Genomic DNA, 14,262 nt, shown 5'->3' with positions numbered 1-14,262 from the left:
TGTTCCGGGCGGTCGGGGCCAAACTCGGCGAAGCCAACGTGCGGAAGGCCATCGGCGACGTGCAACAGTTCCGGAAAGAAACGGACGCGGCCCTGGTCAGTTACGAAGAAGCCTTGCGCTTGTTCCGGGCGGTCGGGGCCAAACTCGGCGAAGCCAACGTGCGGAAGGCCATCGGCGACGTGCAACAGTTCCGCGATGAGCGGGACGCGGCGCTGGTCAGTTACGAAGAGGCCTTGCGCTTGTTCCGCGCGGTCGGGGACAAACTCGGCGAAGCCAACGTGCGGAAGGCCATCGGCGACGTGCAACAGTTCCGCGCTGAGCGGGACGCGGCGCTGGTCAGTTACGAAGAGGCCTTGCGCTTGTTCCGCGCGGTCGGGGCCAAACTCGGCGAAGCCAACGTGTACCTCGCTTTGGGTGGTCTCAAGCGAAGCGACAAAAATATTGCTGGTGCCAGGGCCGACTTTGAAGGGGCGTTGAGGAGCTACCGTACGATTGGCGACCGTTATAGCGAAGCGCGCGCTTTGTATCGTTTAGGTGATTGCGCGGCTGATGAAGAGAAGTGGGAAGATGCCCTTGCGGCATATCGCCAAGCCGCTGAACTGTGGGAGGGGATTGGTCTTTCCGATCTCGTGGCTCAAATTCTTGCGCCGAAGATCACTGAGGCAGAGAAGCAGTTGAAGAGTTGATTGTGGCGTGTGAGGGAGATGGTTGAGAGCACGGATTTACGCGCTTCGCGTGAGCGGATTCTGATCCGCCTACGCTTCGCGTGAAAATCCGTGCTATGAATGGCGGATTAAGAACCTTGATTCACGCATCGGCTTTGTTCTGCCGGGGAAGTTCCCCAGCAGTGGCCGGGAAATTTAGAAACAGGGTGACGGGCGGACACCTGCACCCACCGCAGGTGCGGTGTTAGAGCGGCCCCACTACGCTTCCGATGCAAACTGCGGAGTTATACTTTCACAACTCCTCACTCAAAAACCTCGCTCACCTTGCACTCGAACCCGGCTAGCACGTCTTCCCCGGAGAGGGCCTCGTCGCCGCGCAAAATTTTCACGTCGCGCAGGGAACGATAGACGGCCACGCTCTGGCGCTTTGGGTACACCACCCATACCATCCGCGTCCCGGCCGCGAGGTACTCCTCCACTTTTTCCTGAACTTCGTCCGGGCTGTCGCCCGGAGAGACAACCTCGACGGCCAGGTCGGGAGCGAGGGGCCAGAAACTCACCGGCACACCCTCAGCCGGGATGCGCTCCTTTGAAATAAATGCGGCGTCTGCGCCGCGCACCGTGTCAGGGTCACGCGCCAGGATGAAGCCGGTTTCGGCGGCAGTAACGACGCCAAGCTGCCTCTTTCTGGCGTGGTCACGCAGAATCGAGCCGATTGTGTTGGCAACAACGCCGTGCACCCCGCCTGCAGGAGACATATCAATACAAATTCCTTTCACCAGTTCGAAGCGCCGATTGACGGTGGAGAGTTGCGCCGCCTCCTCGGCTGTCACCAGCTTTTGAGTTTCCGGTTTGTCGGATGCAATCAATGCAACAGCTTCCATCTGTCACCTCCAGGCGTTTGGATTATACCCCCTCCGCTCGACCACCTGACCACCTGACTACTTGACTACCCGACTACCCGACTACCCGACCACCCGACCACCCGCTCCATCGCTTCCTTCAATCGCTCTGTCGGCGTGCCAAGCGAGAGGCGAATGTAGCCCGCGCCGCTCGGCCCAAAGACCGTGCCGGGCGTCACGCTCACACCCGTCGCTTCCAGCAGGGCGTCGGCGTAATCGCGTTCATCGGCCTCGCTTTGCTTGCCGGGCAATCGCGCCCAGACGTAAATGGCGGCGGCAGGCGTGTTCACCGTCAAGCCGGCCTCGCGCAAGGTTGCCACCACCAGGTCGCGCCGTTGGCGGTAAGTTTCGTTGCGCTCGATCAGCCACGATTGATCGCCGGTCAGGGCGGCGGCAGAGGCGTCCAGAATCGGCTGAAATGATCCGGCGTCCACGTTGGTCTTCAACGTCGCCAGGGCATTGATGATGTCGGCGTTGCCACAAGCCACGCCGACGCGCCAGCCGCCCATGTTGTAAGTCTTAGACATGGAGTTGAATTCGACGCAGACCTCTTTGGCATTTGGAAACTGTAAGATGCTGGGCGGGCGGTAACCGTCGTAGGCGATTTCCATGTAGGGCGCGTCGTGAGCCAGGATGAAGCCGTGCTTGCGGGCCAGTTCGATGGCCTCGGCGAAAAATTCCAACGTGGCCGTCGCCCCGGTGGGGTTGTTGGGATAGTTGAGCCACATAATTTTTGTGCGGCGCAGAGTCTCAGTTGGAATCGATCTCAGGTTGGGCAGAAAATTGTTCTCGGCCAGCATCGGCATGTAAACGACTTCGCCGCCGGCAAATTTGGCCCCGGTGCTGTAAGGCGCGTAGCCGGGGTCGGGGACCAGAACTACGTCGCCCGGATTCACGTAAGCCTGAGCCAGATTGAACACGCCTTCTTTCGAGCCAAGCAGGCCGACTAACTCAGTGTTGGGGTCGAGTTCGACGCCGAAGCGCCGGCCATAAAACTGCGCCCAGCCTTCGCGGTAGTTGGGCGTGCCGCCGAAAGGCATGTAGCCGTGATGAGTCGGGTCGTCCGCCGAGCGTTTCAGGGCTTCGACGACGAAAGGCGCGGGCGGCAGGTCGGGCGAACCCATGTCCATGCGGATGATGTCCACGCCTTTGGCCTTGAGCGTTGCCAGCTTCTGGTTGAGGCCGTGAAAGAAGTACGGCGGAAAGTTGCTCATCCGATCCGCCGGGCGGAGATTGGAGATTGGAGTCATGAATGTGAGAGGCGTTTCAACACGAAGTCACCAGGACACGAAGACACGAAGAAAACCTTGAAAACCTGGGTCTTCCAGCTTGAGTGTGAAATGGGACGCGGATGAACGCAGATTTTTCTTTTTTATCCGCGAAAATCAGCGCGCGAAGCGTCCGCGTCCAAAATGTCTTTTCACACCAAGTGCCTTCGTGTTAATGATCTTGCCGTTCGCGCAAGGCGGACAGCTTAATATGGGTAGATAATATTCTGGCCTCGAGGGCTTCGATGTCGCGTCTGGCCCGGTTCTGCTTGGCGAACGCCGTGAACAGAGTCCAGCCACCAAGGCCGACCATAAACGCCGTCACCGGCCAGGCCGAAACAGAAAGCGCCAGCGCCGCCAGGCCCATCACCGCCGCGCCCGCGCCCATGATCCGGTTATTGCGGGCCAGAGCAAGGATATGATTGAGATCGCGCAACGTGCCCTCGTTGACCGCCACCTCGCTTTCCAATCCTCGAATGACCGCCTTCACTTCAACGTCATCCATCTTGCTCTCTTCATCACTGTTCACCGTTCACTATTCACTGTTCACTACTCACTACTCACTGCTCACTATTCACTACTCGGTGGGCCGTCACGAACCGGCAACATCAGATGAAAGACCGTGCCCGGGCAGGCCGCCTCGTCGTAGCCGGTCGACTCGACCCAGAGCGTGCCGCCGTGTGCTTCGATGAGGCCGCGGGCGATGGGTAGCCCCAGCCCAATGCCGCCGCCTTTGAACTTGGTCTTGCTGGTCGAGTGCAGGGCGGCGTCCCCCAGCGACCCGAACGGCTCAAAGACCCGCTCCTGATTTTCGGGCGCAATGCCAATGCCGGTGTCGGCCACGGCGATCTCAATAAAGCCGGACAACTTGCGGATGCGAAGGGTGATCGCGCCGCCGTCGGGCGTGTACTTGATGGCGTTCTGCAAAATGTGCTTGAGAGCCTGAAAGAGCCGTTCGGGATCGGCATAGGTGATGTCGAGCAGGGTTTCGGGTTTCTCAATCGTCAGGCGCAGTTGGCGCTGTCCGGCAACGTCGTGAAACTTGCGCTCGGCCTGGGCGATCAACTGCATTACTTGAACCGGCTGGTAGCTCAGCACAAGGCGGTCGTTTTTGAGGGCCGACAGGTCGAGCATGTCGTTGATGATCTCTTTGAGGCGTACGATGCCTTTATGAATGCCGTTGACGACCGGGGTTCCGGCCAGCGTGGCGTCGTCCCCGGCTCGTTCCACCAGAATCGTGGTGTAACCCTCGATCACGGTCAGCGGTGTCTTCAACTCGTGGGCGGCCACCGAAATAAACGCCGTCTTGGATTTGTCTAACTGATCAAAGTCGGCGCGCACTTCGCGCAGGGCCGTCGTTGCCTGCTCACGCAAGGCCTGAGCTTCGATGTCGGAGAGATAGAGCCAGGCATGATCGAAGATCGGCTCAAGCGCCAGAATGATGTCCAGCGCTTCCTCGTGGCTCGTTGCCTCGCGCACCACATCCCAGGTGGCCGTCTTGAGCGCCCGCAACACGGGCAGAAAGGTCAACTCTTCGAGGAAGACCGTGCCGGTGCGCGAGTTGACCCATTCCTCCAGACACGGATTCAGCCGCTCCGCCTGGCCCGACTCGACGGCGGTTTGCAGAAGATCGTAGAAGTTCGCGATCCGGTCAGAGGCGATGGCCCGCAGGCCCTCACCGCGAGCCAGGCTGTGTGCCGCCTGGTCAATCAGCCGGGGGCGGAGTGTTGTTAGAAGAGAAGCCGCGTCGGTCATGTTGCGCTTATGTTACCCTATTTCTGACTCTCAAGATACGTCTCAATCACCCGCCCCACCCGCTCCAAACTGGCGGCGCTTACTTTATCGGTCGTGTCGGCGGTGGTGTGCCAGAAAGGATAATCGAAGTCAATCAAATCTACTGCCGGGATGCCGCGATCTTTGAAAGGGATGTGATCGTCGTACATGGCATATTTGGGTTGAGGGATGAAGTGCTCGTCGTAGCCCAGGTCGGCGGCGATCTGGAACAGGCGGGCCGAGAGTTCTGCGTCCGAGCTTTGGTCGTAGTAAATTTGCTGGTCGGCGTCGCCGATCATGTCGGCCAGGATCATGGCTTCGGGGGCGAGGGTCAGGCTGTCGGCCATGTATCGTGAACCGGCGATCCATTCCCAGTCGTCAATGCCGCCGTTGTCTTCGGCGTCAAAAAACGCCAGCCAGATTTCGTTTTTGAGTTTGGCTGAGTCGAGAGTCCGGGCCAGTTCGAGCAGGACGGCCACGCCGCTCGCGCCGTCGTTCGCGCCCGGAACCGGGGAGGCCGGGGCAACCGGGTCCTGATCGGCGTGGAGTCGCAGCTTTCGCGGTTCGCGTCGCTTCCAGCCGGGCGCGGGCCAACGGCCATTTGCGCCTCGACGTGAGTCAGGGCCGCCTCGCCGCTGAATTGTTTTTCGGCAATGGTCGATCGGTTTGCGAGAAACACAAGCGAGAGCGCGGCCACGATGATGATTGCCAGGATGATGAACAGGAGCGAGCGTTGAGTCATGAGTGTTGAGGCAATGAGAGGGGGGTTAAGCCGATGAAGGTTTGCAGATCGGCCAGCGCCCGCGCAGTGTACAGTTTGGCCCGGTCGCGCCGGCCACGCGGCGAGTTTTCCAGAGGCGGCATTAGCCTGAAGTTGGCTTTCATGGGCTGGAAGGTCTTGGGTTCAGCGTGAGTCACATACCAGGACAACGCCCCAAGCATTGTCGTCTGGGGAAAGATCAGAGGCGGTTGGCCCTGCAGGAAGCGGCTGGCGTTGATCCCGGCCACCAATCCGGAGGCGGCGTTGCCCATGTATCCCTCCACGCCCGTGATCTGCCCGGCAAAGAAAAGATCGGGGCGCTGGCGAGTCTGCATCGTCGGCTCCAATAGCGTTGGTGAGTTGATGAAGGTGTTGCGGTGCATTTGGCCGTAGCGGGCGAACTCGGCGTTCTGCAAGCCGGGGATGAGGCGCAGGACGCGTTTTTGCTCGAGCCAGGTGAGGTTGGTTTGGAAGCCGACGATGTTGTAGAGCGACCCGGCCAGGTTGTCCTGCCGCAGTTGGGCGACGGCATAAGGCCAACGCCCGGTGCGCGGGTCGGTGAGGCCGATGGGCCGCATGGGGCCGAAGGCCAGCGACTGTTCGCCGCGTTCGGCGATGATCTCGATGGGCAAGCAACCTTCAAAGAATTTGTCCGGCCCGGCCTTTACGCCCGTCTTGATGTCTTCTTCAAATTCGCGGAGGGGGATGCGCCCGGCTCTGAGCAGTTCGTTGACGAAGAGGGTGTAATCGTCTTTGTTGAGCGGGCAGTTGAGGTAGTCGCCGCCTTCGTCGTCGCCCTTGTCGTGTCTTGAGGCTTTGAAGACGATGTTCCGGTCAATGGTGTCGGCTTCGACGATGGGCGCGAGCGCGTCGTAAAAATACAGGTGCTGGCTTCCCATCAGCCGGGCGATGTCGGTTGCCAGCGATTCAGAGGTGAGCGGGCCGCTGGCGATGATGCATGGCTCGTCTGGAATCCGGGTCACTTCCTCGCGGATGATTTGAATGTTAGGGTGAGCCTGGAGCCGCCGGGTCACTAACTCGGCGAACTTCTCCCGATCCACAGCCAGCGCACTGCCTGCCGGCACGGCGGTCTCGTTGGCACATTGCAGAATGAACGAGCCTAACTGTTCAATTTCGGCTTTGAGCAGGCCGGGGGCGCGGTCGGGCGCAGTGGAGCCAAGCGAGTTGGAGCAGACGAGTTCGGAGAGCCGGTCGGTGGTGTGGGCCGGGGTTGGCCGGGTAGGCCGCATTTCGTACAGCAACACTTTAATGCCGCGTTCTGCCGCCTGCCAGACTGCCTCGCTGCCGGCCAGCCCCCCGCCCACCACGATTAATGTTTGTTTTGCCAATTTGACCTCTGAAATGGATTTTACCATCTTGCTCGCCGCTTTTTTTGGCACACTTCTTGCACTTCAACGATTGACCATTGACCCTCAATCATCTAAACTAGGTGTGTTCATGTATACCTCTCCTTCTCCGTTCAACTCCCTGTATCACGGGCCGCGTGGCGTTACCGTTCACCTGGCGCAAACCATGCGTTTGCTGGAGATGAACAGTGGCGAACTGGCTGATGAGGTGGCTCGCGAGTTGGACACCAACCCGGCGCTGGAGCTTGTCAAAGATCATACCTGCCCCAATTGTGGGCGGCGCATTCGCGCCCTGCCCTGCCCGGCCTGCCTCGATCAACATGTTGGTGACGGTCCCATCGTTTTTCTCTCGCCCCGCCTTCCCGGTGCATCTCGGATCCGAGATGATGAAGAGGGTGAGCTTCCTGAGAGTCTCATTCCGCAAACCGAGAGTCTGGCCGAGCATCTGTTGCGTCAGGTGGCCTGTGCGGTGGATAAAGTTGAACAACGAGTGGCGGCTAACATTTTGGCCCGGTTGGACGATCTGGGATTGTTGGACGATCATCCAACCGAGATTGCCACTAGTCTGCGTGTCCCATTGGAGACCGTCGTTCGCGTGTTGGGCCTGATTCAACGCGCCGACCCGGTGGGTGTGGCTACGCGAGACTTGCGCGAGAGTCTGCTTATTCAGCTTGAGGTATTGAATGAGAATGGTCTGGTGCATCCGCTGGTCAGGAAAGTTTTGGGTGAGCACTGGGATCAACTTGCCAAGCGGAATTATATGACCATTGCTAGGGAGTTGGGTGCTTCGCTTGAGGATGTTGAGGAAGTTGTGCGCTTCATTCATCATAACTTGACGCCCTACCCTGCCCGCGCCTGGCAGGATGCGGGCGGAGTTATGGGCCGTCTGGCGCGTCCCGTTTTTTACCAGCCTGATATTACGATTAGTTTGAATCCTCACCCTGGTGGCCCGCTGGTGGTGGAGGTATTCACGGGTGTGGCTGGGAAGTTGCGGGTTGATCCGGCAATCAAGTCTGGGTTGGATGAGATGACTGATGTTGAGAGAGTGGAGTGGGCGAGTTACCTTGATCGCGCCAGTTTACTTTCGAAGTGTATTCAGCAACGGAATAACACGATGCAGAGGATTGCTGAGATTGTGGTGGTTGAGCAGTTGGCGTTTATTTTAGGTGGTGATTCTGATCTTAAACCGTTGACTCGTTCGATCCTTGCTGAGCGTCTTTGCCTACACGAAAGCACCGTCTCGCGGGCCATTGCCAACAAGGCCGCTTCACTGCCCAATGGCCGCATGGTTCCACTCTCGATCTTTTTTGACCGCTCTCTCGCTGTGCGGGATGCCGTGCAATCCATCATCCGTCAGGAGCAACGTTCGGCGCCGCTCTCAGACACCAAGATCGCCGAACTGCTCAAGCCGCAGGGCTATCACGTCGCCCGACGCACGGTCGCCAAGTATCGTCAAATGCTGGGCATCCTGCCAGCCAACCTGCGCGGACGCGAAATCTCGATTTGATCCTCGTGCAAAAAAAAACGTCGCCCCTCAACCCGCTCAACCTCTTCGGCAGCGTCATCCACCGCCACGCCGAGCCGCACTTCCACGATCTCATCGAGCAGTTGGAGGAGGCCTTCTTTTTGGCCTCGCCGCGCTCCGGCATGTTTCTTCACGTTAACTACAAAGCGGTGGAGTTGACCAGCTACTCTCGCGCCGAACTCAACGGCCTGGGCCTGAACGATCTTTTCTCGAATCGCGAAGCGGCAGAAGCGCTCGATCTCATCCATCACATCGAGATCGGGTCCAACCGTCAACTGCAAAATGTGCCGCTTCGCACCCGGAGCGGCAAGCTGGCCTACACCGATCTAAAGCTCTTTGGCGTAGAGAGCGACGGCGAATCGTCGGTGATGATTCTGGCCCGAGACGCCCTCCACCGTGCCCGGTCGGAGCAGAACCTGGGCCGCCAGCGCGAGTCGCTGGCCGCCCTCGACGAAATGGTGGCCCTGCTCGCCAACCCTCAACCTGATTCCTTTGAGAACGCGCTCAATCTCTGCCGCCAGTTCTTGCACGCCGAAATGATCGGCTTCTACCAGGCCAGGCGCGAGTCGCCCGGCCTGTATCTCACCCACACCGTCGGCCTGCCCGGAGAATTTCCGGCCCAGTTGGACTCCGCCGACCCGGCGGTGAACGGCTTCCCGCTTAGCTGGCGCACGGGCGAGCGGCCTACGTCGGCCATCACCCGGGCCGCCCGCGCCTGTGGGCTGTCGTCTCTGCATACCAGCCCGCTCAACGACGACCAGGCCGGCTTGTTAATAGCCGGATACCGCCCGCCCAATTTTCAACCCGCCGACATCACCGCCCTGACGGGCATGGCGACACGCTACCTCAATACACTTCAGGCAACACAACGCCAGACTGAACGGCAGGCCCAATTGCAAACACGGGTCACTGGGGCCGAAGAAAAATTGCGAGCCTTGCTCGACGAAACGGCTGACGGCGTGGCGCAAATTGATATAGCTGGAAATATTGTCGCTCTCAATTTTGCCGCCGAGGAGTTGCTCGGCTTTCAGATCGCCGAAACGTTCAACTGCCCGCTTGAGGATGTGTTGGTGTCGGCGCAACCGCTGGCCTCTTCCTTGCTGGCCGCTTTGAAACAGGGCCAGGCCTGGCGCGGCGGGGAAACCGACCTCATCTGCCGCGACGGCGGCGCAGTGGCGGCCTGGGTGCGGGCCGTGCCTCTTTTTGATGAAAACAATTCTTTGAGTGGCGGCCTCATTCTGATCTCCAATCGCACCGACCAGCGCCAATTTCAGGAACAAAGCGACCACCTGGAACGGCGGGCCTGGCTGGGCGATCTCTCGGCCATCTTTGCCCACGACGTGCGCAACCCGCTCAACGGCATCGCCACCGGCCTGAGTTATATGGCGACCAAATTTGAATCAACCGACCCGCTTTACGAGGCCGTGTCCAAAATGCAGGCCGAGGTGACGCGGATTGACCAACTGCTCAAAGACGTTCTGCTGGTCGCCAAGTCGAGCGAGCTTAAATACCGGCCTGTGTCGCTCGAACAACTGCTGGAGAAAACACTCGCCCGCTGGCGGCCACGCCTGACACGCTACAACATTGAACTCCTTTTCCACGCCAATCCAGAAACGTCGCCGGCCCTGGCCGACAGCAATCAAATGGATCAGGTGTTCACCAACTTAATCGCCAACGCCGTGGAGGCCATGAAAAACGGCGGCACGCTCACCATCAAGTGCCACCCGGCCGCCGACGCCAGAGCGCCGCGCGGCGACTACGTGGAGTTGCTGTTCAGCGACACCGGCGACGGCATCCCGTCCGAGATGCTCCAGCGCATCTTCGATCCCTTCATCACCACCAAAGCCGACGGCACCGGGCTGGGCCTGGCCATCACCAAGCGCATCATCACCGGCCACCGCGGCGCGATCTTCGCTGAAAGCTGGCCCGGCATCGGCACGGCCTTTCATGTATTCATCCCAGTCGTATCAGGGAAATAGAGGCTTAGAGAATTGGAGATTAGTTCAACCTCCAATTCTCTAAGCCTCTAATCTCCGATTCTCTAAACTTCTATGCCATCAGTCCTCATCGTTGACGACGAACCTACCCCCCGAACCTTCATCCGCCAATTGCTGGCCGACCAGGGCTATGCCACGCTGGAGGCCGACACGGTGGCCTCGGCCCACGCCCAGATCGATCTCGGCCAGGCCGACATTGTTCTGCTCGATGTGATGTTGCCCGACGGCAGCGGCCTGCGCCTGCTCGAGCGGCTGGCCCAGGAACAGCCCGGCCTGCCCGTCATCGTCATCACCGGCTTCGGCGATATTGAAATGGCGGTCGAAGCCATGCAAACCGGCGCCCAGGACTTCCTCACCAAGCCGATGGAAGCCCGACGCCTGCTCAAGGCGCTGTCGCGCGCGTCGGAGACCGTCTCGCTCCGCCGCGAGTTGGAACACCTGCGCCAGTCGCGCCGCGATCAGTACAGCTGGGTTGTGGGCGAGACGCCGGCCATGAAACGGGTAGATGAACTCCTGCAACGCGCCGCCCCGACCCAGGCCAGCATTTTGATCTCCGGGGAAACCGGCTCTGGAAAAGAAGTGGTTGCCAACGCCATTCATCAACTCAGTCCGCGAAATCGCGGCCCATTCATTCCCATCAACTGCGCCGCTTTGCCCGACCATCTTCTGGAGAGCGAACTGTTCGGCCATGAACCAGGCGCTTTCACCGGAGCCACCAAACGCAAGTTGGGCCTGCTGGAAGTTGCCGACAGCGGCACGGTCTTCCTCGACGAAATTTCCAGCATGAAACCCGACTTGCAATCCAAACTTCTGCGGGCGATTGAAGAGAAGGTCATTTACCGGGTTGGCGGCACGAGCGGGATCAAAGTGGATGTGCGCTTCATCTCGGCCTCTAACCGCAACTTGCCAGCCATGATCGCCGACGGCAAATTTCGCGAAGACCTGTACTGGCGGCTCAAGGTGATCTGCGTCGAACTGCCGCCTCTGCGCGACCGCCGCGAAGACATTCCGGCCCTCGCCGGACGGTTTCTCGACAAGTTCAACCTGGAGATGGGGAAGGAGGTCATCGGCATCCACCCGCGCGCGATGGAAGCCCTCAAGGCCTACCACTGGCCGGGCAACATCCGCCAATTGCGAAGCGTGATCGAAAACGCCATGCTGTTCTGCGACGGCGATACGATTGAGATCGGCTACCTGCCGGCTGAAATTGTAGCCGAGCCAACCTTTGCCTGAGTGAACGCTAAAGAGATCATCAAATTCCTCAACCTTGAGCCACTGCCAATCGAGGGCGGCTACTTTCGACGCACCTACAGCGCCGAGGAGACGATTGCCAGGAGCGCCCTACCCGACCGCTACCCTCACGCCAAATTACTCAGCGGGACAATTTATTACTTGTTACACGGCGATCACTTCTCGGCCCTGCACCGCCTGCTCACCGACGAGACCTATCACTTCTACCTCGGCGACCCGGTGGAACTGCTGATGCTCCGGCCTGACGGTTCGAGCGAAGTGGCGACTCTCGGCCATGATCTGGAAGCGGGCCAGCACGTCCAATACGTCGTGCCGCGCGGAGTCTGGCAAGGCTCGCGCCTGCTGGCCGGCGGAGAATTTGCGCTGATGGGCACGACAATGGCCCCCGCCTTCGACCCAAGCGACTTTGAACTCGGCCAACGCGACGACCTTATTCGACGCTATCCCGACCAAGCCGACCTGATTCGCGCCTTGACCCGCCTTTCAATGGACAGATAAACAGAGAAGCGTGCCAGCATCTGATTCTCCGTTTCAATCATCCGTTGAAAGCCAACCCATCCGCTCAATCCGTTGACCCAATTCGGCACGCTTCTTGCACAACTGTTCCTCAACAACAGTCCCTCGCGCAAGGAGCGTTGCCATGTCATTCCTCTCCCCTGAAATCTTCCGTTCCATTTTTGCCTACGCCCTCTTCCTCTTCGGCCTGCTCTTCATCAGCGCCGGATTCTGGAAGCTGATGGCTTACGGCCTGTCCAACCACGCCCGGACCCTCGCCGCTCAGTCGGCCCGCATCGGCCAAAAAGGGCTGGCGGACGACATCGCCCGGCTGATGCAGGCCGCTGTCCAGCTCAACGAGTCGGTGAGCAGGCTACTCATGACCTCAGCCGGCGTCGGCTTCCTTCTGACTCTGATCGGTTGCGGCCTGCTCACCGCGTCCTATTTCGTCGCCTTTGTTCTTCAGTGAGTTCGCTCCCCTCCATGACACCCTTCTTCACTTCCCTCCCCGAAAATGTTTGGGCCGAGATCAACCGCCGCCTGCGCGTTGAACCGGCCCTGTGGCAACTCGCCCAGGCCGGCAACCTGCTCGCCACCTTCGTCAAACTTGGCGACGACCTGTCGGCGTGGCGGCCCGGCCACCTGGGCCTGCTGGCTCTGCGCGTGCTCGCGCCGCAATCGTCGCCCAACCCCCTCACCTGGCTCAACGAAGCGGGCCGCGACCGGCTGGCCGCCGCTTACGCTCGCCTCAGTTCGCCCGACGATAAAAAGGGAACGAAGGAATTGAGATTGCCGGAGCTGGTGGAAGCGACCATCGCCGCCGTCGCCCTCAGCCAGCAACTTGAAACAACCGGCGACTTCGACGGTTTAGCCGCCAGCGCCGCCCTCAACCCGGAAACCTGGGGCCTGCCCTTGGTTTGCCTTTACAGTTTGCTCGACGAGCCTGCGCCGCTCATGACGGCTCTTTTGTCGCGGACACTTAATGTCTGCGGCAGAATTTGGATCGCCAACGAATCGCCCGCCGAACTGGCCGGCCTCATCGCTCCCTTCACCTTAAACCTGGCCCCAACTCAACGGCTGGCCCTGGCCCGCCAACTTTCGGCGGCGGGATTCACGGATGCCGCCCGCGCAGTGGCGGCTTCATCGAAGTCAGCCAAGGCCATCAACACTTCCCTTTCAGATTTCCGTCAACTGTCGGCCAGCGTTGATTCCATTTTGTTGGCGCAAGCCGCAGGCGACCCCGAAGCGCGAATGATGCTGGGGCAAGCGGTGGAGGTAGCTCAAACGCTCACCGCCGATCTGGCGCTTCAATTTGGAACGATGGCCTTGTCGGAAAACGATCCAGTGTCGGCGCTGGCCGCGTTTCAAGAAGTGCGAACACTGCGGCCCGGCGACCGGAGCATCCGGCCCCTCATCGCCGAAGCTAAGTTGGCTTGCGGCCAGACTCAGGCCGCGCTCGTCGAACTGGAATCGTCGTCTACTTCGTCGAACACCGCCCGCGCCCACCTGGCCGCCGCCCGTGTTCACCGGGCGCTTGGCAATGCCGAGCAGGCCCTGGCCTCAGCCACAGCCGCAGTGTGGGCCGCCAGCGCCGAACGCGCCGCGTCACCTTCGAACGCCGATGTTCTGTTCTTTGCCGCCGAATTATTTTTGGAATGGGGCCACCACGAAATGGCGGCCCAGGCTTTGCACGAACTCCTGGCTCTCTCGCCCGCCGACTTTCGCGTTTATGTGGCTCGCGCCCGGCAGGCGCTCGCCAGCGGCGACGTGCCGGCGGCGGTGGAAACCGCGTGGCAAGCAGTGGGCCTTGCACCGGCGTTGGCCCAGACACGACAAGTGCTGGCCGAAGCCCTGAGCAAAGCCGGCGACTTCGTCAATGCGCTCCTTCACTGGCAACGGGCTGTGGCGCTGGAACCAAAGCCGGAGACGCAGGCCCGGCTCGCCGAAACGGCGCTGGCCGCCGGTCAGGCCGACACTGCGCTGGAAGTTGCCCAGTCGCTCCTCGGCAGCCCCGACGCATCCGAAGTGAATAAGACCGGGCTGTCTCACATCATCGCCGGACAGGCGTTGGCGGCTTTGAATCAACCCGACCGCGCCTTTGAGCATTTCAACCAAGCCACAGCCCTCGCGCCGCAATCGGCGGTGGCCTGGCGGGCGGTGGCTAAACATCACCGCGACCGCGGCGACACCCAGCGAGCGTTGGCCGCGCTCGAGGCCGGGCGTCATGCGGTAGGCAAAGACGGGTCCGAGGCCGCCGAG

The 14,262-nt window shown here is 60.4% G+C and carries 13 protein-coding genes; 7 read left to right on the top strand and 6 right to left on the bottom strand.

Annotation, left to right across the window (positions count from 1 at the left end; all coding sequences use genetic code 11):
• Nucleotides 1-686, top strand: a 686-nt coding sequence (locus HYZ49_04035) for a tetratricopeptide repeat protein (protein ID MBI3241445.1), incomplete at its 5' end; no start/stop codon positions are given.
• A gap of 281 nt (nucleotides 687-967) precedes the next feature.
• Here the strand turns inward: HYZ49_04035 and HYZ49_04030 are convergent.
• The 6 genes from HYZ49_04030 to trmFO form a co-directional block, all read right to left on the bottom strand.
• Entirely contained in the window at nucleotides 968-1,549 is a 582-nt protein-coding gene (locus tag HYZ49_04030) for a Uma2 family endonuclease (protein ID MBI3241444.1), read from the bottom strand.
• Between the two features lie 65 nt (nucleotides 1,550-1,614).
• Nucleotides 1,615-2,817, bottom strand: coding sequence for an aminotransferase class I/II-fold pyridoxal phosphate-dependent enzyme (locus HYZ49_04025; GenBank protein MBI3241443.1), 1,203 nt, complete (start codon nucleotides 2,815-2,817; stop codon nucleotides 1,615-1,617).
• 190 nt (nucleotides 2,818-3,007) lie between these two features.
• Nucleotides 3,008-3,340, bottom strand: coding sequence for a hypothetical protein (locus tag HYZ49_04020; GenBank protein ID MBI3241442.1), 333 nt, complete (start codon nucleotides 3,338-3,340; stop codon nucleotides 3,008-3,010).
• Nucleotides 3,341-3,405: 65 nt separating this feature from the next.
• A complete protein-coding gene (locus tag HYZ49_04015; protein ID MBI3241441.1) occupies nucleotides 3,406-4,590 on the bottom strand; it encodes a HAMP domain-containing histidine kinase in 1,185 nt (394 codons plus the stop codon).
• A gap of 17 nt (nucleotides 4,591-4,607) precedes the next feature.
• Nucleotides 4,608-5,270 carry a M28 family peptidase gene (locus HYZ49_04010; GenBank protein ID MBI3241440.1) on the bottom strand — a complete coding sequence of 221 codons (663 nt, stop codon included), beginning with the start codon at nucleotides 5,268-5,270 and terminating at the stop codon, nucleotides 4,608-4,610.
• A 76-nt stretch (nucleotides 5,271-5,346) separates the two neighbouring features.
• Entirely contained in the window at nucleotides 5,347-6,744 is a 1,398-nt protein-coding gene (gene trmFO / locus HYZ49_04005) for a methylenetetrahydrofolate--tRNA-(uracil(54)-C(5))-methyltransferase (FADH(2)-oxidizing) TrmFO (GenBank protein ID MBI3241439.1), read from the bottom strand.
• A gap of 82 nt (nucleotides 6,745-6,826) precedes the next feature.
• On the opposite strand from trmFO, the gene HYZ49_04000 reads away from it, so the two are divergent.
• The 6 genes from HYZ49_04000 to HYZ49_03975 all read left to right on the top strand — a co-directional run.
• A complete protein-coding gene (locus HYZ49_04000) occupies nucleotides 6,827-8,242 on the top strand; it encodes a hypothetical protein (protein ID MBI3241438.1) in 1,416 nt (471 codons plus the stop codon).
• Between the two features lie 5 nt (nucleotides 8,243-8,247).
• Entirely contained in the window at nucleotides 8,248-10,239 is a 1,992-nt protein-coding gene (locus tag HYZ49_03995) for a PAS domain-containing protein (GenBank protein MBI3241437.1), read from the top strand.
• A gap of 72 nt (nucleotides 10,240-10,311) precedes the next feature.
• Complete coding sequence (locus HYZ49_03990) at nucleotides 10,312-11,490, top strand: sigma-54-dependent Fis family transcriptional regulator (GenBank protein ID MBI3241436.1); 1,179 nt, start codon at nucleotides 10,312-10,314, stop codon at nucleotides 11,488-11,490.
• Nucleotides 11,491-12,006 (top strand): cupin domain-containing protein, encoded by a 516-nt coding sequence (locus HYZ49_03985; GenBank protein ID MBI3241435.1) that lies wholly within the window; start codon nucleotides 11,491-11,493, stop codon nucleotides 12,004-12,006. It abuts the gene before it with no gap.
• A 142-nt stretch (nucleotides 12,007-12,148) separates the two neighbouring features.
• Nucleotides 12,149-12,472 (top strand): hypothetical protein, encoded by a 324-nt coding sequence (locus HYZ49_03980; GenBank protein ID MBI3241434.1) that lies wholly within the window; start codon nucleotides 12,149-12,151, stop codon nucleotides 12,470-12,472.
• 14 nt (nucleotides 12,473-12,486) lie between these two features.
• The coding region (locus HYZ49_03975; GenBank protein MBI3241433.1) for a hypothetical protein at nucleotides 12,487-14,262 on the top strand (1,776 nt) is incomplete at its 3' end.

This window comes from Chloroflexota bacterium, assembly GCA_016197225.1.
Classification (GTDB): Bacteria; Chloroflexota; Anaerolineae; order Anaerolineales; family VGOW01; genus VGOW01.
Note: the sequence above shows the minus strand (reverse complement) of the source record. Positions and strands in the feature narration are given on the sequence as shown.